Annotated in this window: 21 protein-coding genes; 10 read left to right on the forward strand and 11 right to left on the reverse strand. The window is 40.1% G+C overall.

From position 1 onward, the window contains the following. Nucleotides 1-53: 53 nt before the first annotated feature. Nucleotides 54-704 (reverse strand): peroxiredoxin, encoded by a 651-nt coding sequence (locus ACB088_RS00605; protein WP_000175335.1) that lies wholly within the window; start codon nucleotides 702-704, stop codon nucleotides 54-56. Between the two features lie 407 nt (nucleotides 705-1,111). Between ACB088_RS00605 and secA the strand changes: the two genes are divergently transcribed. Together secA and ACB088_RS00615 are read left to right on the forward strand one after the other, a co-directional pair. Then, a complete protein-coding gene (gene secA / locus ACB088_RS00610) occupies nucleotides 1,112-3,832 on the forward strand; it encodes a preprotein translocase subunit SecA (RefSeq protein WP_375038749.1) in 2,721 nt (906 codons plus the stop codon). 132 nt (nucleotides 3,833-3,964) lie between these two features. Next, a complete protein-coding gene (locus tag ACB088_RS00615; RefSeq protein WP_375037729.1) occupies nucleotides 3,965-4,408 on the forward strand; it encodes a hypothetical protein in 444 nt (147 codons plus the stop codon). Nucleotides 4,409-4,472: 64 nt separating this feature from the next. On the opposite strand, the gene ACB088_RS00620 is transcribed toward ACB088_RS00615, so the two are convergent. Further along, the gene (locus ACB088_RS00620) at nucleotides 4,473-5,783 is read right to left on the reverse strand and encodes an MFS transporter (RefSeq protein ID WP_056483459.1); all 1,311 of its coding nucleotides are present in this window, start codon (nucleotides 5,781-5,783) and stop codon (nucleotides 4,473-4,475) included. 133 nt (nucleotides 5,784-5,916) lie between these two features. After that, nucleotides 5,917-6,558, reverse strand: coding sequence for a hemolysin III family protein (locus ACB088_RS00625; RefSeq protein WP_003655229.1), 642 nt, complete (start codon nucleotides 6,556-6,558; stop codon nucleotides 5,917-5,919). 128 nt (nucleotides 6,559-6,686) lie between these two features. Between ACB088_RS00625 and ACB088_RS00630 the strand changes: the two genes are divergently transcribed. Together ACB088_RS00630 and ACB088_RS00635 are read left to right on the forward strand one after the other, a co-directional pair. Further along, nucleotides 6,687-7,898, forward strand: a complete 1,212-nt coding sequence (locus ACB088_RS00630) for an SAM-dependent methyltransferase (RefSeq protein ID WP_092708696.1) — start codon at nucleotides 6,687-6,689, stop codon at nucleotides 7,896-7,898. Between the two features lie 12 nt (nucleotides 7,899-7,910). Further along, on the forward strand, nucleotides 7,911-8,330 hold the full coding sequence (locus tag ACB088_RS00635) for a GNAT family N-acetyltransferase (RefSeq protein WP_375037730.1): 420 nt from the start codon (nucleotides 7,911-7,913) through the stop codon (nucleotides 8,328-8,330). A gap of 29 nt (nucleotides 8,331-8,359) precedes the next feature. Here ACB088_RS00635 and ACB088_RS00640 read toward each other — a convergent pair whose 3' ends face one another. The 5 genes from ACB088_RS00640 to ACB088_RS00660 form a co-directional block, all read right to left on the reverse strand. Further along, a complete protein-coding gene (locus ACB088_RS00640; RefSeq protein WP_375037731.1) occupies nucleotides 8,360-9,220 on the reverse strand; it encodes a patatin family protein in 861 nt (286 codons plus the stop codon). An 11-nt stretch (nucleotides 9,221-9,231) separates the two neighbouring features. After that, entirely contained in the window at nucleotides 9,232-9,489 is a 258-nt protein-coding gene (locus tag ACB088_RS00645) for a hypothetical protein (RefSeq protein ID WP_004638947.1), read from the reverse strand. Between the two features lie 164 nt (nucleotides 9,490-9,653). Continuing rightward, nucleotides 9,654-11,789, reverse strand: coding sequence for a 3-hydroxyacyl-CoA dehydrogenase NAD-binding domain-containing protein (locus ACB088_RS00650; protein WP_375037732.1), 2,136 nt, complete (start codon nucleotides 11,787-11,789; stop codon nucleotides 9,654-9,656). 18 nt (nucleotides 11,790-11,807) lie between these two features. Continuing rightward, nucleotides 11,808-13,013 carry an acetyl-CoA C-acetyltransferase gene (locus tag ACB088_RS00655; protein ID WP_003655241.1) on the reverse strand — a complete coding sequence of 402 codons (1,206 nt, stop codon included), beginning with the start codon at nucleotides 13,011-13,013 and terminating at the stop codon, nucleotides 11,808-11,810. Between the two features lie 170 nt (nucleotides 13,014-13,183). Continuing rightward, nucleotides 13,184-14,194, reverse strand: coding sequence for an AraC family transcriptional regulator (locus ACB088_RS00660; protein WP_004638954.1), 1,011 nt, complete (start codon nucleotides 14,192-14,194; stop codon nucleotides 13,184-13,186). A gap of 210 nt (nucleotides 14,195-14,404) precedes the next feature. On the opposite strand from ACB088_RS00660, the gene ACB088_RS00665 reads away from it, so the two are divergent. The 6 genes from ACB088_RS00665 (at nucleotide 14,405) to ACB088_RS00690 (ending at nucleotide 22,215) form a co-directional block, all read left to right on the forward strand. Beyond that, a complete protein-coding gene (locus ACB088_RS00665; protein ID WP_375037733.1) occupies nucleotides 14,405-15,523 on the forward strand; it encodes a CaiB/BaiF CoA transferase family protein in 1,119 nt (372 codons plus the stop codon). A gap of 155 nt (nucleotides 15,524-15,678) precedes the next feature. Beyond that, nucleotides 15,679-16,911, forward strand: a complete 1,233-nt coding sequence (locus ACB088_RS00670; protein ID WP_080632415.1) for a carbohydrate porin — start codon at nucleotides 15,679-15,681, stop codon at nucleotides 16,909-16,911. Nucleotides 16,912-17,086: 175 nt separating this feature from the next. Next, nucleotides 17,087-19,492, forward strand: coding sequence for a glucose/quinate/shikimate family membrane-bound PQQ-dependent dehydrogenase (locus ACB088_RS00675; RefSeq protein ID WP_375037734.1), 2,406 nt, complete (start codon nucleotides 17,087-17,089; stop codon nucleotides 19,490-19,492). 166 nt (nucleotides 19,493-19,658) lie between these two features. Beyond that, complete coding sequence (locus ACB088_RS00680) at nucleotides 19,659-21,302, forward strand: nitrite/sulfite reductase (protein WP_209831984.1); 1,644 nt, start codon at nucleotides 19,659-19,661, stop codon at nucleotides 21,300-21,302. Beyond that, nucleotides 21,295-21,780: a DUF934 domain-containing protein gene (locus tag ACB088_RS00685; RefSeq protein WP_004638960.1), complete on the forward strand. Its 486-nt coding sequence runs from the start codon at nucleotides 21,295-21,297 to the stop codon at nucleotides 21,778-21,780. The genes ACB088_RS00680 and ACB088_RS00685 overlap by 8 nt, the downstream gene beginning before the upstream one ends. An 81-nt stretch (nucleotides 21,781-21,861) precedes the next feature. Continuing rightward, on the forward strand, nucleotides 21,862-22,215 hold the full coding sequence (locus tag ACB088_RS00690) for a multidrug efflux SMR transporter (protein WP_004638961.1): 354 nt from the start codon (nucleotides 21,862-21,864) through the stop codon (nucleotides 22,213-22,215). A 52-nt stretch (nucleotides 22,216-22,267) separates the two neighbouring features. Here the strand turns inward: ACB088_RS00690 and ACB088_RS00695 are convergent, their stop codons facing one another. From ACB088_RS00695 to ACB088_RS00705, 3 genes are all read right to left on the reverse strand, one after another. Beyond that, entirely contained in the window at nucleotides 22,268-22,711 is a 444-nt protein-coding gene (locus tag ACB088_RS00695) for a VOC family protein (RefSeq protein WP_375037735.1), read from the reverse strand. 131 nt (nucleotides 22,712-22,842) lie between these two features. Continuing rightward, nucleotides 22,843-24,018, reverse strand: coding sequence for a thiolase family protein (locus tag ACB088_RS00700; protein WP_375037736.1), 1,176 nt, complete (start codon nucleotides 24,016-24,018; stop codon nucleotides 22,843-22,845). Between the two features lie 108 nt (nucleotides 24,019-24,126). After that, nucleotides 24,127-24,642 (reverse strand): GspH/FimT family pseudopilin, encoded by a 516-nt coding sequence (locus ACB088_RS00705; RefSeq protein ID WP_375037737.1) that lies wholly within the window; start codon nucleotides 24,640-24,642, stop codon nucleotides 24,127-24,129. Nucleotides 24,643-24,928 lie beyond the last annotated feature (286 nt).

Below are 24,928 nucleotides of genomic sequence, written 5' to 3' on the forward strand. Positions count from 1 at the left end.
CTTTTCAAATGCTTGCCTACGCACTTCGTTTGTCTTGCAAGCAATAAAAACCTTTAGTCGGTTTTATTGCTTTCAGGCTGTGGCGTGAGGCGTAAATAAGGTTTAACCGCTGTATAGCCTTTAGGGAAGCGCTGTTTAATTTCTTCTTCATCTTTAAGTGATGGCACAATAACGACATCTTCACCTTGTTGCCAGTTCGCAGGCGTAGCGACTTTATGCTTGTCAGTTAATTGTAATGAGTCAACAACACGTAAGACTTCATTAAAATTTCGGCCTGTTGAAGCAGGGTAGGTAATGATTAAGCGAACTTTTTTATTTGGATCAATAATCACTAAAGAACGTACAGTCAATGTTTCACTGGCATTTGGATGAATAAATCCATACAGCTCTGAAACCTTGCGGTCTTTATCTGCAATGATTGGAAAATTTACAGTCGTATTTTGTGTTTCGTTAATGTCATTGATCCAACCCTTATGAGACTCTACATCATCTACTGACAGAGCAATCGCTTTAACATTACGTTTTTCAAATTCATCTTTTAATTTTGCTGTGTAACCTAACTCTGTTGTACATACAGGAGTATAGTCGGCTGGATGTGAAAATAAAATTCCCCAACTATCCCCTAAAAAATCATAAAAATTAATTGTGCCTTCGCTCGATTCTTGTTGAAAATCGGGGGCTGTGTCTCCTAATCGTAGTGTCATGATCGTTCCTCAATTGCTCATAATTTGTTATTCGATCCAATAAATATGCAGCATTATCTTTATGATTAAAATTATTGTTTTTGTATTTTATTATGAGTTTTTTATATAAGTGTAAATATATATGACTAAAACTCACTATTTTATGTGCTTAATCAATGTAACTTTAAGGTAAATTTGCTAAATTAGATTTCTCGGAAGTTATGCTTAATAGATGAGCGTTAATGTTACGTTTTTAGGGGCAGGGCGCATTACGGGGGACTAGGCGAATGATAAAACCATTCGTCTAACTATCAGATTTTTTTTAGGGGTTTTGTGCAAAACCCTTGTACTTCAAATTTCTGGCACCATAATAAACGACTGAGAAAAAGTTTATTCATTTGACCAAGCAAGATTTAGAGAGTTTATCCATGTTGGCAAGTCTGATCGGAGGTATCTTCGGTACAAAAAATGAGCGCGAACTCAAACGCATGCGCAAAATTGTTGAGCAAATCAATGCGCTCGAGCCGACGATATCAGCTTTAAGCGATGCAGACTTATCTGCAAAAACTCCAGAATTCAAACAACGTTATAATAATGGCGAAAGTTTAGATAAATTACTTCCAGAAGCGTTTGCAGTGTGTCGTGAAGCTGCCAAACGTGTAATGGGCATGCGTCACTATGACGTTCAGCTTATTGGTGGTATTACCTTACACGAAGGTAAGATTGCCGAAATGCGTACCGGTGAAGGTAAAACCCTTATGGGTACTTTGGCGTGTTATTTAAACGCATTAAGTGGCGAAGGCGTTCATGTCATTACTGTGAACGATTATTTGGCACAGCGTGATGCTGAGTTGAACCGCCCATTATTTGAATTTTTGGGTTTATCTATTGGTACTATCTATTCAATGCAAGGCCCGTCAGAAAAAGCGGAAGCTTATCTTGCTGATATTACTTATGGTACCAATAATGAATTCGGTTTTGACTACTTACGTGACAACATGGTGTTTTCTTTAGCAGAAAAGAAACAACGTGGCTTGCACTATGCCATTATCGATGAAGTTGACTCAATCTTGATTGATGAAGCACGTACACCATTAATTATTTCTGGTCAAAGTGAAGACTCTTCGCATCTTTATGCTGCAATCAACACGATTCCCCCTAGATTACGTCCGCAAAAAGAAGAAAAAGTCGCAGATGGCGGGCATTTCTGGATTGATGAAAAACAGCGTTCAGTTGAAATGACCGAAATTGGTTATGAAACTGTTGAGCAAGAACTTATTCAGATGGGCTTGTTGGCTGAAGGTGAAAGCTTATATTCAGCAACGAATCTAAGCCTTGTTCACCATGTGTCTGCCGCTATTCGTGCACATTTCTTATTCCAACGCGATGTTCACTATATTATTCATGATGGTGAAGTCGTGATTGTTGACGAACATACTGGCCGTACAATGCCGGGCCGTCGTTGGTCAGAAGGTTTGCATCAAGCAGTTGAAGCGAAAGAAGGTTTGGAAATTCAGCCTGAAAACCAGACTTTAGCGACCACAACATTCCAGAACTATTTCCGTCTATATAAAAAGCTTTCAGGTATGACAGGTACTGCTGATACTGAAGCTGCGGAAATGAAAGAAATTTATGGCCTTGATGTTGTGATTATTCCAACTCACCGCCCAATGGTACGTAATGACCAAAACGATTTAATTTATTTAAACCGTAACGGTAAATATGACGCGATTATTCAGGAAATTACGAATATTCGTGAGCAAGGTGTGGCACCGATTCTTATTGGTACAGCGACCATTGAAGCTAGTGAAATTTTATCTTCTAAGTTAATGCAAGCTGGTATTCATCACGAAGTGTTGAATGCAAAACAACATGAGCGTGAAGCTGACATTATTGCTCAAGCGGGTAGCCCGAATGCAGTAACGATTGCAACGAACATGGCGGGTCGTGGTACAGACATTATCTTGGGTGGTAACTGGAAAGCGAAACTTGCCAAACTTGAAAACCCTACTGCTGAAGATGAAGCACTTCTGAAAGCACAATGGGAACAAGACCACGAAGATGTATTACAATCAGGTGGTTTGCACATCATTGGTTCTGAACGCCATGAATCACGTCGTATTGATAACCAGTTACGTGGTCGTGCGGGCCGTCAGGGTGACCCTGGTGTTTCTCGTTTCTATTTGTCTCTTGAAGATGACCTTATGCGTATTTTCGCAGGTGACCGCGTAGTCGGAATGATGCGCGCGATGGGTCTACAAGAAAATGAAGCGATTGAACATAAAATGGTGAGTCGTTCAATTGAGAATGCTCAGCGTAAAGTTGAAGCTCGTAACTTTGATATTCGTAAAAACTTATTGAAATACGATGATGTGAATAATGAACAACGTAAGATCATTTATTCACAACGTGATGAAGTGTTAGCTGAAAATACTTTAAAAGAATACGTCGAAGAAATGCATCATGAAGTGATGAAAGGCGTGATTGCTAACTTTATTCCACCTGAGTCAATTCATGACCAGTGGGATGTTGAAGGTTTAGAGAATGCTTTACGTATCGATTTGGGCATTGAGCTGCCAATTCAGGAATGGTTAGATCAAGATCGCCGTCTGGATGAAGAAGGTTTAGTTGAACGAATCAGTGATGAAGTGATTGAACGTTATCGTCAACGCCGTGCTCAAATGGGTGATGAATCAGCAGCAATGCTTGAACGCCACTTCGTTTTAAACTCTCTTGATCGTCATTGGAAAGATCACTTAGCTGCAATGGACTACTTGCGTCAAGGTATTCACTTACGTGGCTATGCGCAAAAGAATCCTGAACAGGAATACAAGAAAGAAGCTTTCAACCTGTTTGTAAATATGCTTGGTATTATTAAAACTGATGTTGTGACTGATTTGTCTCGTGTACATATCCCAACACCAGAAGAACTTGCAGAAATGGAAGCTCAACAGCAGCAGCAAGCTGAATCAATGAAGCTTTCTTTTGAACATGACGATGTAGATGGTTTAACTGGAGAAGTTACTGTTTCTCAAGAAACCATGAACGAGTCTGCCGATCAGCAAGCTTTCCCTGTTCCAGAAAGCCGCAATGCGCCATGCCCATGTGGTTCAGGATTAAAATATAAGCAGTGTCACGGTAAGATTTAAGCTGCCTTAACGAAAAAAAGCAGAACAATTGTTCTGCTTTTTTTATGTTTGTAGTAAGCCTGTGAATAATGTTTGCAGTTTTAAGCATTAAATGCTATTTACTTCTCATCCAGAGTGTATGTTGGAAAGACAATGAAAAAAGTATTACAACCTTTATTTTTAACTGTTCTTGCTGTGCCTAGTTTTGTTTTCGCAGCAGAAGCAGCTTCAGCCCCTCAAACGACAACGGTTGATAAAGTACTTGCAGCAAAAGGGCCAACTTCGGCTCAAGCTGTAGTGAAGCAAGAAAATACAACTGTGATTAGTCCTCGTACAGGTATTCGCTATACGTTAGGTAACACAGGTAATCGCCCAATTATTTTACAAACTACTGCGATTGCTCCGGCAAACTCGGCAAACATTAATCGTATTGTGGCAACTAACCCTGCTTTATCTGTGAAGAGCCAAGAAAAAGCAAAAGTGGCTTTAATTGGTGAAGCAGCTGTAGCAGGACCAGCGGCAGTTGCGGCAAGCAATGTAGCAGCTCCAGCTGTAACAAATAGCGTTACACCAGCAAATCCGGCATCAATAAATTAAGCTGTATCTGTAAAAAAAGCCGGTCAATGATGAACCGGCTTTTTTATATAAGAATTTCTAGTTTTTAGATCTGATTATTCACATCATCATTTTTTGTTTCACGAATAAATAAGAAAGCGATGAGTGATAGAAGGGATGCTGCAGTAAGATAATAACCAACTGCATATAAACCATAAGTTTCAGCAAGCTTCGTTGCAATAAGTGGAGCAAAAGATGCACCAAAAATACCTGCCAAGTTGAACGTTAATGCTGAACCTGTATAACGGACTGAAGTTGGAAAAAGTTCAGAAAGAACGGTACCAATCGGACCATAGGTCAAGCCCATAATTGACAAGCCTGTACATAAGAAGAGAAAGACAATTAACGTATTTCCAGACTCTAACATGCTAGAGAAGAACAAACCGAAAATTGCAGCAGCAATACAAACACCAATCGAAGTGGCTTTACGACCAAATTTTTCTGCAAAAATAGCCGATAAAGGAATGAATGCAGCAAAGCACAGTGTGGCAAAGAGTTGAAGTTCCAAGAACTCACCGCGTGCATAGCCTAATTTAGTGGTTGCCCAGTTTAAGGCAAATACCGTCGTAAGATAGAACACCACAAAAGTACAGATTGCTGCAATCGTACCAAGTACAAGTTTGCCTGTATGTTTGGTTAAGACTTCTTTAAATGGAATATTTACTTCTTTTTGCTTATCCAAGACCTTTTGAAATGCTGGAGTCTCATGGAGTTTTAAACGAATATATAAGCCAACAATCACTAATACAGCACTTGCAATAAAGGGAATACGCCAGCCCCATTGCATGAATGCCTGCTCAGGAATGGCTGCACCCAATAATAAAAATGAACCTGTTGCTAAAATAAAGCCAATTGGAGCACCAAGCTGTGGGAACATGCCATACCATGCGCGCTTACCTTCAGGTGCATTCTCTGTCGCAAGTAATACAGCACCGCTCCATTCACCACCTAAACCTAAGCCTTGCCCTAGACGACATAGAGCCAATAGTAAAGGCGCGGCAAGACCAATTTGTGCATAGGTTGGAAGTAAACCAATACAGACTGTTGAAATACCCATGGTGAGCAAAGCTGCAACTAGAGTGGCTTTACGACCAATACGGTCTCCTAAATGACCGAATAATGCTGCACCGATAGGGCGGGCAATAAAGGCAATGGCGAAGGTTGCTAAAGATTGTAATACTGCGGCACTGCCACTACTAGCAGGGAAAAACAGGTGAGGAAAAATAATAACGGCAGCTGTTGCATAGATATAAAAGTCGAAGAACTCAATGGTTGTACCGACTAAGCTTGCAAACAAAACCCGCGCTTTTGAATTAGTGGCTACTGCCGGAGCAGCAGTCGCAGAAGTTGACTCCATATAAGACCTTATATCAGTTAAAATTTATTTTTAATTTACTATTCTTTTTAAAGACATATTTTTCTAAAAGAATAGTGTGAAAGAACATCATCCATGACTCTTTCAGGATCACTGAATAAGAGTGAAAAATGAACTAAACAATGTACCAATAGATAGCAAGAAAGTGTGCTCCTGCACCTAAAAGCACAAAAATGTGCCAGATCGCATGGGTATATCTTACCTTTTTTAACGCGTAAAACAATGCTCCGACCGTATAAGCTAACCCGCCAATAATCAAGAAAATCAATGCGTCTTTACTCAAATAAGTACGCATATCATCCATTACAAAAACGGCAAGCCATCCCATTACAATATAGGCCAGCAAAGAAATTTTTTGAAAACGATGAATAAAAACTAACTTGAAAAGTGTACCAATTGCAGCAATGCTCCAGAGTGCAATCAGCAGAATATGGGCTTTTTGTGTAGGAATCGCGATGCTTAAGAAAGGGGTATATGTCCCAGCAATTAAATAATAAATAGCAGTGTGGTCTAGTTTCTTATACCAGTAACGTAGATTTTGTGTTTGAGCAAAGTGATAGAGTGTTGAACTCGTGAAAACTAGAATTAGACTAAATGAGTATACCCATAAACCCACCCACTGAGCAGTTGGAAGATAAGATCCCTTCATAATTAAAAAGATAGAAGCAATAACTGCCATAACGACACCAGCTCCATGGCTGTAGGCGTTAAGTAGTTCTTCTTTAGGATCGTAAGTTTCCAGCACAGATTTACTCATGAGTTTAATTTTTTTGATTAAAAATACAAATGTATAGAAATACAAAACAGTCGTAAAGTTATTTTATTTTTAATCCTAGACCCTTTAAACTTCTATTTTATATGAGTCTTCATTTTTTAGGTATATCCGTGTCGGTTTTCTCCTTTGAGCAAGAACAGCAATTCTTTTATGAAATCAAACAAATGCTTGATGAGCAGACTTTTGAGCGTTTGATTTTGAGCCAATATAAAGGAGAGTTGGAACAACTGGAAAAAATCACTTTCCGTGTTGTCGAGTTACATGGACAAAAACAGCTTTCAGCTCTATATCACCACACTACTCAGGATGTGACCAAAAACTATTCTTTTGAAGAGGGTTTGGAGCAGATTGCAGCGCTTTTAGTGCAGTGTAAGCAAGCGAACTTATTTTCAACTAGTCAAGAAATCCAACTTAAAAAAAATAAGAAAAAAGCCCTATTAAATATAGGTAAAAAGCAGACTGTAAATGCGACACAAACGGTTCAGACGCATGATCGTGAAAAGCAACGCTATGTACAGCAGGGCAATGCATTTCTAAAAGAGCTTGGTATTACCGATGAAAAAGGCCAAATCATTCCAAGCATGGCCCGTAAATGGAAACAGATAAATAAATTTATTGAAATTTTTGCGAGTGCCTATGAACAGATTGACGCATCTCAGCAAGAGCTACGGATTGTCGATTTCGGTTCAGGTAAAGGCTATTTAACTTTTGCTTTATATGATTATTTGCAAGAACAACAAAAAACACCTCTAATTACCGGTGTTGAATTACGCCCAAATCTGGTTGAATTTTGCCAAAAAGTTGCAGATAAAGTTGATTTCAATCATTTAGACTTTTTTGAGGGTGATGTACGTAGTTATCAACCGGAAAAGTTGGATGTCATGATTGCTTTGCATGCTTGTGACATTGCTACCGATTTTGCGATTCATACCGGCATTCGTTTAAATGCATCAATGATTATGTGTGCCCCATGTTGCCACAAAGAGTTACGCCCACAATTACATAGTCCCGAAGTTTTACAGCCAATGCTCCAATTTGGAATTCATGCTGGTCAGCAAGCTGAAATGTTAACCGATACATTACGTGCATTACTTTTAAAAGCTTATGGCTATGAAACTAAAGTTTTTGAGTTTGTATCGCTTGAACATACCAGTAAAAACAAAATGATTTTGGCGACGAAGCGTAAAGATGTTGCTCAGCCTGATGCCAAGATCATGGCTCAAATTCAAGCCTTGAAAGACATGTATGGTATTAAAAAACAAACTCTAGAATTGTTATTACAAGACCAGTTGCCTATCGAGAATATTGGTTGTAAGTGTTAAGCAGGTTAACCCATGTATAAAATTATAGCGGGTGGGTGGGAGCAGCTTGAGAAAGATGCCAAGCTCATCCGTGAGCAAGTTTTTATTCAAGAGCAGGGAATTGCCCCTGAAGATGAATGGGATGATTTGGATGCCATGGTTTTACACTTTATTGTGTATGACCGTGAGCAACCCATTGCGACAGCACGCTTGTTGCCACAGCATAGTGTAGGGCGGGTAGCTGTTTTGGTACCTTATCGTAAGCAAGGTGTGGGCAAAATTTTAATGGAGCATATCATTGAATATGCGCGCCAGCAGAACTTACCTTATCTAAAGCTTTCAGCTCAAACTTATGTGACCGCGTTTTATGAAGCATTGGGCTTTGTAGTTCAAGGCGAGGAATATCTAGATTGTGGTATCCCACATATTGATATGACTTTAGAGTTAAATTGAGACTTCTTTTTAGAAATCTCAATTTGGTATTATTTCATTGCATTCCAGCTTTCAATGGCTTGTAAACCTGTTTCTAAGCCGACTTCATAGCTATAGCGAAGCTTTTTCGGATTAGTACTTAAACGACCTGCCATATTCTTAAGGGGTGGCGGGCAAATTTCTAAAATTTGCTGGTCTGGGTTAGAACCGCGGACAAAATCTACTGAAGCATTATATCTGGCACAACGGCTACGTAAGCTATTTGCAAAACCATAATGATGTTTAAACGCATATTTCGCGAGGAATTGATCACCTCTGCTGCTGGCTTTAAAGTAATTTTTCGGGCGAGTGCGTAAAACTAACAGCTTTTTGACATCACTTTGCTGAGCCGTCCAGCGAACAGGTAGGGCATCTGCAACGCCACCATCAAAGTATGGTTCACCCATAATATCGACGGGATGACGCGTTAAAACTGGAATCGAGCTAGATGCACGAAGCGCATTCAACAAGTTGTCTTTACCCGCACGAAGATATTCTGCATGCCCTGTTTTGGCATGCGTTAATACCATATAAAAATCAGGATTTTTGGCAAACAGACTTTGCTGATCAAGCGGATGCTCTTGCTCGCCAATCTCCCACATCCATTTCAAATCAAGTAAATCGCCGCCTTTAAAGAAGCGTTTGTAATCGATAAATTCAGGACGCAGGGAGTGATCGACATAAAACGTTAACGTGCGGCCTTGCTGGCCAGCTAAGTAATTTGCAACGTTGGTTGAACCAGATGATACGCCAACATATAAATCGAAAGGGTTGAACTGCTGCTGTAAAAAAGCATCAAGTACGCCACTGGTAAAGGCACCACGCATGCCTCCACCCTCTACAACAAGTGCATTACGGGAAAAATCTGTCATTTGATATCTAATTACTGAGTTGAGTTCTGATGTTCTTTCATATCCATTTCAGACATGTTGTCACTATGTTGAGCGTGTTGCTCTGTGGAATTTTCAGCTTTTTGCTGCATTTGCTCTTGTTGTGCTTTGCGCTGAGCTCCTGGCATATAGTCAGGTTCATTACTCATCGCTAAATAGAAAAAGCCAAGGAAAATCGCACTCAAAACACCAACGATCAGAACAAATTTCCAACCTAAAATTGCTGACTCGGAAGAATTTTTATCGGACATAAGGATTTCTCGAATGTGCTTTAGAAGCACAAAAATGAAGTCTATTTATAGCATATTTAGGCAGGAGGCTGAAATCTTAAAGGTCATAAAGAAAAACCCATATAAATAAAATATATTTATATGGGTAAGGTTTATACAGTTTTTAAATATCCAATAAGTCTAAGTTATTGAATATTTTGTTTCTGCTGAGCTTTGGTTTTTAGCAAAGTTGGAGGTGTAAAACGTTCACCATATTTGGCAGCTAATTCTTCAGATCGTTTTTGTGCTTTATCAGTACCGTATTGATTCAGGAACTGGATCGCACCTCCGGTCCAAGGAGCGTAACCAATACCAAAGATTGAACCGACATTGGCATCAATAACAGTCTCTAATACGCCTTCCTCATAACAACGTAGGGTATCTAAAGCCTGTACAAACAGAATGCGATCGATCATATCTTGTTCAGAAATATCATGATCTTTTTGCCAGCGGTTTAAACCTTCCCACAGGTGCTTTTTACCACTTTCAGGATATTCATAGAAACCTGCACCGGCTGCTTTACCTTTACGGTTTAACTCATGAATCATGGTATGAACGACCTCATCGACAGAGGTCTTAGGCAAATCTTTACCTTCGGTTTGTAGGGCTTTACGTGCTTCACTGGCAACATGTTCGGTTAAGGTTAAAGATACTTCATCTTGAATAGCGAGGGGACCTACAGGCATGCCTGCTTTAAGAGCGGCCATTTCAATGCGGGCCGGATGAACACCTTCGGCAAGTAAGCGCATACCTTCTTGAATAAAAGTACCAAATACACGACTGGTAAAGAAGCCACGGCTATCATTGACAACAATTGGCGTTTTTCCAATTTGTTGTACAAAGTCGTAGGCTTTAGCAAGTGTGTCGCTTGAAGTGTTTTTACCTTTAATGATTTCGACTAACTGCATTTTGTCGACTGGGCTAAAGAAATGTAGTCCAATAAACTTCTGGGCATCTTTACTCGCCGTCGCCAAACCTGTAATAGGCAGGGTGGATGTATTCGATGCAAAGATTCCACCTTCAGCTAAATATTGTTCAGCTTCTTGAGTGACTTTGGCTTTGAGCTCTTGGTTTTCAAATACCGCTTCAATAATCAGATCACAGCCTTGCAAGTCTTGTGCTGAGGCAGTTGCTGTAATGAGGGATAATACTTGGTCACGTTTTTCTGCGGTCATACGGCCTTGAGAAACGCGTTTATCTAAAAGTTTCTGCGAATAGGCTTTGCCTTTTTCAGCATTTTCAACAGACACATCTTTCAGAACAACAGGAATGCCTTTCATTGCGGTTGAATATGCAATACCAGCGCCCATCATACCTGCACCTAACACACCAACTTTGGTGGCTTGCCATTTTGCAATATCAGCAGGGCGGCTAGCGCCAGACTTAATTGCATTTAGACCGTGCCAGAAAGTACCGATCATATTTTTAGAGATTTGACCTGTGGTGAGTTTAGTGAAGTAACGAGATTCGATGCGTAAAGCGGTATCTACATCGACCTGAGCGCCTTCGACTGCTGCCGCCATAATTGCTTCAGGAGCAGGGTAACAACCTTTGGTTTTGTCTCTTAACATGGCAGGAGCAATAGCAAGAACTTGAGCAACAGCTGGAGTCTTTGGATCGCCGCCCGGAATTTTATAACCCTTCACATCAAAAGGTTGTTGAGACTTAGGATTGGCTTTTATCCAAGTAATCGCTTTCTCTAAAAGCTCTTGTTCGTTTTCAGCAGTGTCATGTATCAGACCTAAAGATTTTGCTTTATCAACACCGAACTGCTTACCTTCCATTAAAAATGGCAATGCGTTTTGTAAGCCAAGCAGGCGTACCATGCGGACGATACCACCGCCACCTGGTAAAAGGCCTAAAGTGACTTCAGGTAGGCCGAATTTGCTTTTTGGGTCATTAATTGCAATACGATGATGGCAGCTTAATGCAATTTCCCAACCGCCACCAAGGGCTGTGCCATTTAAGGCTGCAACTACAGGAATACCTAGAGTTTCAATGGTACGTAAATGACCTTTTAACTTTTCAACCATGTTGAAGAAATCAGTGGCATGTTCAGGCTGAACCTGAATAAGCTCATCTAAGTCGCCGCCTGCAAAGAAAGTTTTTTTGGCTGAGCGGAAAATAACACCCGCAAGTGCTGTTTCTGCTTTTAGTTTTTGGGTTGCTTCATCAAGCGAGTCACGAAACTCGGCATTCATGGTATTTGCAGATTGACCTGTTGAATCAAGCGTTAAAATGACAATGTTATCGGCATTTTTTTCGTATTGGATTGCACTCATCTTTTATATCCCTAATCTTTATACGCGTTCAATAATGGTGGCAATACCCATACCACCACCAACACAGAGCGTAGCTAAACCGCGCTTTTTATTTTGACGTTCAAGCTCATCAAGTAGCGTGCCTAAAATCATGGCACCCGTTGCACCTAATGGATGACCTAAAGCAATCGCACCGCCATTTACGTTAACTTTTTCTGGTGGAACATTGAGTTCATTGATAAAACGCATCACAACTGCTGCAAAGGCTTCATTGACTTCAAATAGGTCAATATCATCAATAGTAAGTCCAGCTTTTTCTAACGCTTTACGTGCAGCAGGAGCAGGGCCAGTCAGCATGATCGTTGGGTCTGTCCCGACCAGTGCAGTCGCCAAAACTTTAGCGCGCGGTTTTAAGTTTTGTTCTTTCACGGCTTTTTCAGAAGCCAATAAAACAACAGCAGCTCCATCGACAATGCCTGATGAGTTACCTGCATGATGAACATGATTGATTTTTTGTGCTTCAGGGTATTTTTGTAAGGCGATGGCATCAAAACCCATTTGTCCCATCATTTCAAAACTTGGGTTGAGTTTAGTCAGTCCTTCAACTGTCGTATTTCCTTTAATAAATTCATCTTTTTCTAAAATAACCACACCCGAGTGATCTTTTACAGGAACCACAGATTGATCGAAATAGCCATTTGCCTGAGCTGCTGCAGCTTTTTGCTGAGAGTTTACTGCAAATGTGTCTACATCTTCGCGAGTATAACCATCTAAGGTTGCAATGAGGTCAGCCCCTACACCTTGTGGAACAAATGATGATTTAAGGTTTGTTTCAGGATCTAACGCCCACGGCCCACCATCTGAGCCCATTGGAATGCGTGACATTGACTCGACGCCACCAGCAACCACTAAATCTTCCCAGCCTGAGCGAACTTTCATTGCTGCCATGTTGACTGCTTCTAAACCTGAAGCACAAAAACGATTGATTTGCACCCCAGCAACATCATCATTCCAACCCGCTGCAATGGCTGCTGTTTTGGCTATGTCACCACCTTGGTCACCAATTGGCGTTACGCAGCCCAGAACAATATCGTCGACTTTAGACGTATCGAGTTGATGGCGCTGCTGTAATTCGTTTAATAAAGTGGTGAGTAAGGTAATTGGTTTTACTTCGTAAAGAGAGCCGTCTTTTTTTCCTTTTCCGCGTGGTGTGCGAATGGCATCAATAATATAAGCCTCGCTCATAACAGTTCCTTTTTTATTGCTTAAAATTTATTTGTGTTTTGAGTGTACTGGTTTTAAGAGCGAGTGCAATGACGATAAGCGCACCCGTCAGGTGATGATTTTTGCCAATAGAGATACAAAAAAGCCCAAGTCATGCTTGGGCTAAATGTGAAACTAAAGAGATTAAAGAATTAGTGGTAGCCGTGTAGCTGGCGATATAAACCAGGAGTCACACCTGTCCACTTTTTAAATGCGCGGTGGAAAGTACTGGTTTCACTAAAGCCAACTTGTTGTGCAACATCTTCAAGTGTTAATTCAGGGTTGAGTAACAAGTGAATAGCAGCATCTCGGCGTAGGGCATCTTTCACGCCTTGGTAGCTCTTACCTTCAGCAGCCAAGCGGCGGCGTAAGGTTTGAGGAGACAAGTACAACATTGATGCAACGTCATTAAGCGTTGGCATTTCTTCACCAATCTGGCTTTTGAGCACGTCACGAATACGAGAAGTCAGCGAGTTGGTGTTTTTGAATTTTACTAAAAGCTGAGCAGGAGCTGCTTTTAAGAACTCTTCTAGCGTTTTTTCATCTTGGCGGATTGGTAAGTCAAGATAATCGGCTGCAAAGGTAATTTCAGTACGCGGTGCATCAAACTGCATGACCGGCGCAAAAAATAATGCATCATATTCATCTGCATGGGCAGGACGTGGATAGCTAAAATGAACACGTTCTAAAGGTAAGCGACGTTCAATCAGCCACGATGCCAAACCATGCCAAATCATTAACATACTTTCAGTAATGAAATGGTCCGGATCTAATGTTTTTGGAATGAGTGGAACTAAACGTGCTTCATGTTTGTCACGCTCTAGGCTTACAGACCATTCGTCACCGAATAATTTGTAAAATTGAGATGAGAGTTCAAGGGCTTGGCCCAAGGTTTTTGCATGAATAATCAACTGACACATAATGGCAAAAGTGCCCAAACGACGTGGCTGTACATCAAAACCAACGTGTTCATCTTGTGTGACCATCCACAACATTTTTATAAAACGAGTGTATTGTTCTGGCGAGATTCGAGCTTTAGGTTGACGTAATAGTTCCGCTTCGATACCCACATGTGAAAGTAACGTCTCGACATCCATGCCAAGGCGTTTTACGCCTGTTAAAGCCGCATTCACGAAGTGGATGCTAATCGTATCGCGACTCATATTGAATCCTTCAGTCTCTTTGATGTTCACTTTAAATTGACCTAAATGACCGTCTAAAAAAATAAATTGGCGATTTACAACAGAGTAAAAGCACTTTTTACATGTTAAATTGCCGAAATGATCAAGGTAAATGGCTGAACATGACATTGTTTTAGAATATTTGCTTAACTAATATAAAAGAAAATATGAATAATAGTGGTTAAAAAAACGATGACGACAGCATTAAATGGACTTAAAGTTCTAGATTTCTCGACACTCTTACCTGGACCCTTTGCCACAATGTATTTAGCCGATATGGGCGCAGAAGTCATCCATATTGAATCGCCATCACGTCCAGATTTAATTCGCATCATGCCGCCATATGCAAATGGACAAGCAACCGCACATAGTTATCTAAATCGAAATAAACAGTCGATTGTTCTCGATTTAAAAGATCCGGCTAGTATCGATCTGATTAAAGCCAAGATTTCTGAGTTTGATATTGTCATTGAGCAGTTTCGACCTGATGTGATGCGCCGTCTGGGATTAGACTACTCAACGCTTGCAGAAATTAATCCACGTTTAATTTATTGTTCAATTACCGGATATGGGCAGACTGGAAGCTATAAAGACAGAGCAGGGCATGACATTAACTATTTAGCTTTAGCCGGTATTGCTGGGTATAGCGGCCGACAAGACAGTGGTCCGCCACCGCTTGGTATTCAAGTTGCAGATATTGCAGGTGGTTCACTTCATGCAGTGATTGCTATTTTAGCCGCAGTGGTTGAGCGCGCGAGTAGCGGTATAGGGCAATACATTGATATTTCCATGACCGATTGTGTTGCTAGCTTAAATAGTATGGCTGCGTCAGCCACACTTGCTGCTCAGGTCGAGCAGGCCCCAGAGCATGGCATGCTCAATGGCGGCATTTTCTATGATTATTATATGACTCAAGATGGGCGCTATCTATCAATTGGTAGTCTTGAACCACAATTTATGTCAGGTTTATCAATAGCTCTTGATTTGCCACTATTATTACAAAAAGGTGCTTCATTAGATGCCGATGACCGACAAGAAGTTAAACAAGCTATTCAAGAAAAAATTAAAACTAAATCATTTAAAGAATGGCATGAAATATTCGCAAATCTTGATGTGTGTGTAGAACCTGTCTTAAGTTTAAATGAGGCTTTAAATTCGCCACTAGCACAACAACGTGGATGGATTGTGGATGTACCTTTGCAAAATAATACAGCAGATACAGAACCACAATTGGCTTGTCCAATTAAGTTTTCACGATCTAAAATGAGATATTCCTTTATAGGTCAAAAGCTTGGCGAAGGGCGATGGTAAGGGCTTGATGTTATTTTTTAGTCAGGGTGGGTGAAAATTATTATCTGATTAATCAATTAATTAACATTTTGAATAATTTCTTTACATAAAATTAGCGTACCCTTAATAAACAAAGACATAAAAGGTATGTAAACATGAAAGCACATAAATCCTTGATGGCTTCTTGTTTATCCGTTTTATCAATTACCCTTTTTATTCAGCATGCACAAGCTGCGGCTGCATTTGACCCAAATAGTCCGTGGATGTTGGGTGATTGGAACGGTCAACGCACAGCGTTACAAGCACAAGGTTATGATTTTTCGTTTGGATATACCGGTGAATATGCTGGTATTTTAGACTCAAAGCAGACATCTACCCATGGTAGTGCTTATACAGGGCAACTTGCTTTAGGAACTCATTTTGACCTAAATAAAATTTTAGGTTGGCAAGATACAGAAGCTCAAATCACATTAACTTATCGTGATGGGCAGTCGCTTTCTGAACACTCACCAGCTTTAGCAGGGCACTTAAGCTCGGCACAAGAAGTGTGGGGGCGTGAGCAGACTTGGCGTTTAACAGATTTATGGATCAAGAAGAAATTCATGGATCAAAAGTTAGACGTTAAAGTCGGTCGTTTTGGCGAGGGTGAAGACTTTAATAGCTTTGACTGTGATTTCCAGAACTTGGCGCTTTGCGGCTCTCAAGTAGGGAACTGGGTCGGCGATCAGTGGTATAACTGGCCAGTTAGCCAATGGGCAATGCGTGTTAAATATAACTTGCAACCTGACTTATATACGCAAGTGGGTGTATATGAATATAACCCAGAAAATCTGGACCGAGGTAAAGGTTTTAACCTAAGTACTGATGGTTCGCATGGGGCGATTATTCCTGCCGAAGTGGTGTGGTCACCTAAATTAGGTGCTCAAAGCATGTCTGGTGAATACCGTTTAGGTTATTACTACAGCACTGCTGATGCCGAAGAAATTGCTGATAAGACCAAAAATTCTCATAAGCAAGGTGTTTGGGTAACTGCAAAACAAAAATTATTCCAGCCTGCTGATCAAACAGATCGCGGTTTAACAGGTTTTGTGAACCTGACTTTCCACGACTCTGACACCAACAAAATTGATAACATGCAAAATGTAGGCTTAGTCTATAAAGGTTTGCTGAATCAACGTCCTCAAGATGAGTTGGCATTAGGTGTTGCGCGTATCCATATCAACGATGATTGGAACGATGTCCAAAATAAAGAATACGACACTGAATACAATACCGAGCTTTACTACGGTATTCATGCAACGAATTGGCTGACTATCCGTCCAAATGTGCAATATGTTCGTCATGTTGGTGCATTAAAAAATGGTGATAACACTTGGGTAGGCGGTATTAAATTCTCAACTGCATTCTAAGCGTAATTACTCCGAAAACGGATTGTCGAGGGTTAAATCATTGATTGACATAACTTGACCTTCCGTTTTTTTCTTTGTGCCTGAGTTTTATTTTAGATGTATTGATATGCCAGTTTTTTGATCAAAAGCTTGGCGTATCTTTCCGATAAAAATGATGATTGATAAGAGGTGATTTATGAATCAACCTACTTCAAGATCAGGATTAACGACTTTTACCGTAATTATTATTGGGTTATTAGCGTTATTCCTGTTAATTGGAGGTATTTGGCTCGCTACATTAGGCGGTTCAATTTACTATATTATTGCTGGTGTATTACTCCTGATTGTTGCATGGCAACTTTATAAGCGCGCTTCCACAGCATTGTGGGTGTATGCCGCTTTAATGCTAGGTACCATTATTTGGGGAGTCTGGGAAGTTGGAACCGACTTTTGGGCTCTTGCACCGCGTTTAGACATTTTAGGCATTCTTGGTTTATGGTTATTGGTTCCAGCCGTGACTCGTGGAATCAACAACCTTGGATCAAGTAAAGTTGCCTTATCTTCAACTTTAGCAATTGCAATCTTGTTGATGGTCTATTCCATTTTCAATGATCCGCAAGAAATTAATGGTGAAATCAAAACACCTCAACCAGAAACTGCTCAAGCAGTATCTGGTGTTGCTGAGAGTGATTGGCCCGCTTATGGTCGTACTCAGGCAGGTGTGCGTTATTCTCCGTTAAAACAGATTAATGACCAAAACGTAAAAGATTTGAAAGTTGCTTGGACTTTACGTACTGGCGATCTTAAAACGGGTAATGACTCTGGCGAAACAACCAATCAAGTTACTCCGATTAAAATCGGTAATAACATGTTTATCTGTACAGCTCATCAGCAATTAATCTCGATTGATCCTGCTACAGGTAAAGAAAAATGGCGTTTTGATCCGAAGCTTAAAACGGATAAATCGTTCCAGCATTTAACTTGTCGTGGTGTGATGTACTACGATGCAAACAACACAACTGAGTTTGCAACGAGTCTTCAAGGCAAGAAATCTAACTCTACACAATGTCCGCGTAAGGTCTTTGTTCCAGTGAATGATGGCCGTTTAGTTGCGGTGAATGCTGACACTGGTAAAGCATGTACTGACTTTGGTAAAAATGGTGAAGTGAACTTGCAAGAGTTTATGCCATATGCTTACCCAGGTGGCTATAACCCAACATCTCCTGGTATCGTGACTGGTTCAACTGTCGTTATTGCTGGTTCGGTAACAGATAACTACTCAAACAAAGAGCCATCAGGTGTAATTCGTGGTTACGACGTTAACACTGGTAAACTTCTTTGGGTATTTGATACTGGCGCAGCAGATCCAAATGCAATGCCGGGTGAAGGTACGAATTTTGTTCATAACTCACCAAATGCTTGGGCTCCTTTAGCATACGATGCAAAACTTGATATTGTTTATGTGCCAACAGGTGTAGGTACTCCAGACATCTGGGGTGGTGACCGTACTGAACTTAAAGAGCGTTATGCAAACTCAATGTTAGCGATTAATGCCTCTACTGGTAAATTAGTATGGAACTTCCAGACAACCCATCACGATTTATGGGATATGGATGTACCATCTCAGCCATCTTTAGCTGATATTAAAAACAAAGCTGGCCAAACTGTTCCTGCAATCTATGTATTGACGAAAACAGGTAATGCCTTTGTTCTTGATCGCCGTAATGGTCAACCAATTGTTCCTGTAACTGAGAAACCAGTTCCACAAACAGTTAAACGTGGACCACAAACGAAAGGCGAGCATTATTCAAAAACTCAGCCATTCTCTGACTTGAACTTGGCACCACAAGACAAATTGACTGATAAAGATATGTGGGGTGCCACAATGCTTGATCAGCTCATGTGTCGTGTTTCGTTCAAACGTCTAAATTACGATGGTATTTATACTCCACCATCTGAAAACGGTACTTTAGTTTTCCCTGGTAACTTAGGTGTGTTTGAGTGGGGCGGTATGTCGGTTAACCCTGACCGTCAGGTTGCTGTAATGAACCCAATCGGATTGCCATTTGTGAGCCGTTTGATTCCTGCTGATCCAAACCGTGCGCAAACTGCAAAAGGTGCGGGAACTGAGCAGGGCGTACAACCAATGTACGGCGTACCTTATGGCGTAGAAATCAGCGCATTCTTATCTCCACTTGGTTTACCTTGTAAACAACCAGCTTGGGGATATGTTGCAGGCGTAGATTTGAAAACCCATGAAGTGGTATGGAAAAAACGTATTGGTACAATTCGTGACAGCTTACCGAACTTGTTCCAATTACCAGCTGTAAAAATTGGTGTTCCTGGTTTAGGTGGTTCAATCTCTACTGCCGGTAATGTCATGTTTGTTGGTGCAACTCAAGATAACTACTTACGTGCATTTAATGTCACTAACGGTAAGAAACTTTGGGAAGCGCGTTTACCAGCGGGTGGACAAGCAACACCAATGACTTATGAAATCAATGGTAAGCAATATGTTGTAATTATGGCCGGTGGTCATGGTTCATTTGGTACGAAAATGGGCGACTATTTAGTGGCTTATGCCTTACCAGATAACAAATAAAATGCTTCTATAAAAAGGGCCTGGATTTATCCAGGCTTTTTTTATGTCGATTTATATTAAAGCTTATCAATAAAACCGTTATTAAATATGCAAAAAAAGCATTTTATTGATGAATAAAAGCTCGCTATGCTATCTGCCTTAATAATGAAACTACTAGCCGTACGCCATGTATTTATATACCGATTTCGATCAGCAGCTGATTAATCAACGAGTTGCTCAGTTCCGCGATCAGACAGAGCGCTATTTAGCGGGCAAACTTTCTGAAGATGAATACCGTCCATTACGTTTGCAAAATGGTTTATATGTGCAACGCTATGCGCCTATGCTGCGTATCGCCGTGCCGTATGGCTTAATGAATTCAAAACAATTACGTAAAATTGCTGAAGTTTCAACTGAATATGATCGTGGCTATGCACACGTATCTACACGTCAGAACATTCAGTTAAACTGGCCAGCTCTTGAAGATGTACCAGAAATTTTAGCTGAACTTGCAACCGTGCAAATGCATGCCATTCAAACCAGTGGTAACTGTATTCGTAACACAACGACTGACCAATATGCAGGTGTGGTTGCAGGTGAAATTGCAGACCCACGTCCAACATGTGAATTGATCCGTCAGTGGAGTACGTTCCATCCTGAATTTGCATTCTTGCCACGTAAGTTCAAAATTGCCGTTTCTGCACTTGAAGAAAAAGACCGTGCAGCAACAGCATTCCACGATATTGGTGTATATATCGTGCGTAATGAAGCAGGTGAAATTGGCTACAAAATTATGGCTGGTGGTGGTTTAGGCCGTACCCCAATCATTGGTAGCGTCATTCGTGAGTTTTTACCACGTGAAGATTTAATTGCATACTTAGAAGCAGTTTTACGTGTTTATAACTTACATGGTCGTCGTGATAATAAATATAAAGCGCGTATCAAAATTCTAGTGAAAGCGTTAACTCCTGAAGTTTTTGCTCAGAAAGTTGAAGCTGAATTTGAACATACACGTGAATCATTAAAAATTCAGCCAGAAATCTTGAAAAAACTGGATGAAGAGTTCATCCCATTTGACTATCAAGATTTGGCAGATGAAGATTTCACTGCTTTATTTGCTGAGCATCCAAAATTCAAGCAATGGTTCAATATCAACACACATGCGCATAAAGTAAAGGGCTATCGTATTGTTACGATTTCTCTAAAACGTGCAGGTATTGCACCGGGTGATATGACCACTGAAGAAATGAACTTTATTGCAGATCTTGCTGATAAATATACGTTCGGTGAACTTCGCACCACTCACGAACAGAACATTGCTTTAGCAGATGTGCCACAAAAAGATTTGTTCGATGTATGGCAAGCGCTTGAACAACAAAATATGGCACGTGCGCATATTGGTTTTATTACCGATATTATTAGTTGCCCTGGCGGTGATTTCTGTTCACTTGCAAATGCGAAATCAATTCCAATTGCTGAAGCAATCACGCGTCGTTTCGATGATTTAGATAAGGTGTATGACCTTGGTCATTTAGACTTAAATATTTCTGGTTGTATGAATGCCTGTGGTCACCACCACGTAGGTAACATCGGTATTTTAGGTGTAGATAAAAAAGGTGCTGAATTCTACCAAATTACATTAGGTGGTAATTCGGACCATGATGCATCAATCGGTGACATCTTAGGGCCATCATTTGCAGCAGATGCTGTGCCTGACGTAATTGAAGAAATATTAAATACTTATCTTGATTTACGTACTGAAGGTGAGCGTTTTGTTGACACATATCGCCGTGTAGGAATTCAACCATTTAAGGAGCGTGCATATGCTTAATACAGCTCTACCAGTGCTTTATAAAGATGGCACGATCGCTGACAATACTTATCAAATCATTGCTGAAGATGGTGTTATTCCTCAAGGTGACGTTGTTGTAACAACAGCTCAACTAGACCAATTAGCAAACATTCAAGGTAAAAAAGCTTTGTATGTTACTGTGAATGATTCACCTGAAGATCATACATTCCCATTAAACGAGCTTAATGCAATTTTCATTGAGTTTGCAGGTTTTGGTGATGGTCGTGGTTACTCATTTGCTGCACTATTACGTCGCCAAGGTTTCCAAGGTGAATTACGTGCAACGGGTGATGTGTTTAAGGATGTATTAAACTACTTAAAACGTTCTGGCTTTGATAGCTTTGTCGTAAAAGAAGGCAAAGACGTACAAGAAGCGGCGGCAGGTTTACAAGACTTTACCAACCCATATCAAGCTTCAACCGCTGTACCGCAAGCAAGTTATCAAACTGGCGCTTAAATAAATTTCAAATACGAAAGCTGAACTTAGGTTCAGCTTTTTTTATAAATAATTTTTAAATGACTTAACTGAAGAACAAGAATGCTAGGCTTAATTTCAAAAATAAATCCCGGTGCCTGGTGGCTATTATTTGCCATCGCGACGGATGTACTCTCAACATTCTATTCTGCCAGAGGTAATGGCTTAGTTAATAAGACAGCTCAAGGTATTGCTCTTATTTTATATATGATCTCTTTCGCTTGCGCTGCCATTGCTTTGAAATATATGCAGGCTGGAATTTTGTATGTACTTTGGTCTGGAATTGGCGTATTAGCGACAGCTTTTCTGGCAAAGATTTTTCTGGGGCAAAATATTGATGTGGCAGGATGGGTCGGAATTGGATTCATTACAGTGGGGCTGATGATTATTGCTCAATATTCCAATATCGATATTTAAAAGCCTCATAGAAATATCTGAGTGTTTCTATGAGGCTTAAGTGTTGAAAATATTAAGTATCAAGCTGGCAGTTAACCATCCACTTTATACCGAACTGGTCGGTAAAAGCGCCGTACAATGCGCCCCAGAACGTTTTTTCTAGAGGCATTTCAATTTGACCATTAACAGATAAAGCATCAAAAAGTTGTTTTGCTTTTTCTTGCTCATCTTTTTCAAGATTAATCGAAATGTAGTGATTATTACCTTGGGTAAAGACACTGTTAGGAGTACAGAACTGATCATTTGTATCTGATGCCATAAGTACAGTGTATTCATTAATTGGCAGTGAAACATGAAGAACTAGATTCTTATCAGCTTCCGATAAAGTCACGCCTTCAGTAGGTGGCATATCGCCATAGCGGCTCAACATGCCGAACTCACCGCCAAAAACTGACTTATAGAAATTAAACGCTTGCTCTGCCTGACCTTGAAAGTTGAGATAGTGATTGAGTTGCATTGTTATAGTCCATTGTTGTTTTCATTTAGAAGAATAAGTTAAAACGTAAAAGTGATTTTGTGGGTCATTTTTTGTAGTTTTTTCATAAAAAAATCCCGCCGAAGCGGGATTTTGAAATATTGTTTTTTTAATTAAATGAGTTCAATTGCAACGGCTGTAGCCTCACCACCACCAATACAAAGTGCAGCAATACCTTTTTTACCGCCAGTGCGTTTAAGAGCATGGATCAACGTAAGAATGATACGAGATCCAGTAGAGCCAACAGGGTGACCTAATGCGCAAGCACCACCATTGATATTTACTTTTTCAGCATCAAGTTTGAAATCATCAATAGGGCACATGGTGACCATGGCAAAAGCTTCGTTAATTTCCCATAAGTCGACATCTTGAACATTCCAGCCAGCTTTTTTCAGAACTTTCTCGATAGCCCCAACAGGAGCGATTGTAAATTCTGAAGGGTGCTGAGAGTTTGATGCTGTTGCGATAATTTTCGCAAGCGGCTGTAAACCACGTTGAGCAGCAACTTCACTTGATGTCAGTACTAATGCAGATGCACCATCCGAAATAGAACTCGCGTTTGCTGCGGTGATTGTTCCGTCTTTTGCAAAAGCTGGTTTAAGTGAAGGAATTTTGTCGATCTTTGCATTTAGAGGTTGTTCATCTTGATCAACAACAACATCGCCTTTGCGACTAGGTACGGTAACCGAAACGATTTCATCTTTGAAGTAGCCTTCAGTAATCGCTGTTTGAGCACGTTTCAAAGAACGAATTGCAAAGTCATCCATTTGCTCACGTGTATAGCCACGTGTGTTTGCCATATCTTGAGCAAAAGAACCCATTAAACGACCAGTTTCAGCATCCTCAAGTCCATCAAGAAACATATGATCCTTAATTTCGCCGTGACCCATACGATAGCCAGCGCGTGCTTTTGGTAAAACATAAGGCGCATTTGTCATAGATTCCATACCGCCAGCAACAACAATTTCAGCACTGCCTGCTTTAATCATATCGGTTGCTTGCATTACTGCTTTCATGCCAGAGCCACAAAGCTTATTAATCGTTACTGCACCTGTGGAATCCGGCAAGCCAGCTTTGCGCATTGCTTGACGAGCAGGGCCTTGTTTTAAACCAGCAGGAAGAACACAACCCATAATGACTTCTTCGACATCAGTAGGTTGTAAACCTGCTCTTGCGATTGCTTCTTTAATGGTTACAGCACCTAGTTCAGGCGCAGTAAGTCCCGATAACGATCCTTGAAAACCACCCATGGCAGTACGAGCACCATTAACAATTACGATGTCAGTCATTGTTCTAATCTCCAGTTGTTCTTAATCTCAAAATAAGAAATATTTAAAACCTAGGCAGTATATTGCAAAAATCAGAGAGAAATATCTTCTGCATTAGACTGTAGAGTTCTAACAATTTTTAAGGTCTTCTAAACGAATATGTCCCATTTTGCTGAGAACTAATTTAAAGTTTTTAAGCTGATCATAAGAACAATAAGTAAAACTGCCATTAGACTCACGTGGCAGTCCAGTGTCTCCCTGAAATACGATACTATTGAGTTTTTTTCCGAATTTTTGAAATTTTAAAGAACCATAACGATGATTAAGTTCAACATTGGTCAATATCTCTTCGTCGCTTTCTCTCTGTAGATTATGATTTGTGTCTACAAAGCTTATAAGGCTTGTATCCCAATTACTATTACACAGCGTTAAATCAACACTTGGGCAAAGTACGACACTCTTATGTCGTAGAATTGCGTCGTATTTTGCTTTTTGTATATGAATTGTCAGTAGTCGAGGAGTGTTTTTTAATTCTACCGAAGCTATAAATTGATGGTATAAAGGAAGAGCTATAGTGAACATAATCATAAGAATTGCGAGCGTTATAGTGAGTTCCATCAATGTGAAACCAGGAGATTTAAACATTAAAATTCCTTAATATATAAATAAATATTTTGATTTTATGCGTTCTATCAATGATTTATATGGCTTTTTATAATGAGGAAACACAAAATTAAATAAAGGTTATCAGGACGCTAGAATACTGGTAAAATCACCCTAAGCGAAAGAAAGAAGTTATTCATATTTGCTAGTTGAGTAAAAAATTACCGAATTACAACGGAAATTGTAAGTAATTTTGTCAATAATTTACTTGATTAAAATTATCAAGCACTTGGAAAGTCTATCAAGTGTTTGTATGATTCAAATGTGA

The sequence above is a fragment of the Acinetobacter sp. RW6 genome, assembly GCF_041956835.1.
GTDB classification, from domain to species: Bacteria; Pseudomonadota; Gammaproteobacteria; order Pseudomonadales; family Moraxellaceae; genus Acinetobacter; species Acinetobacter calcoaceticus.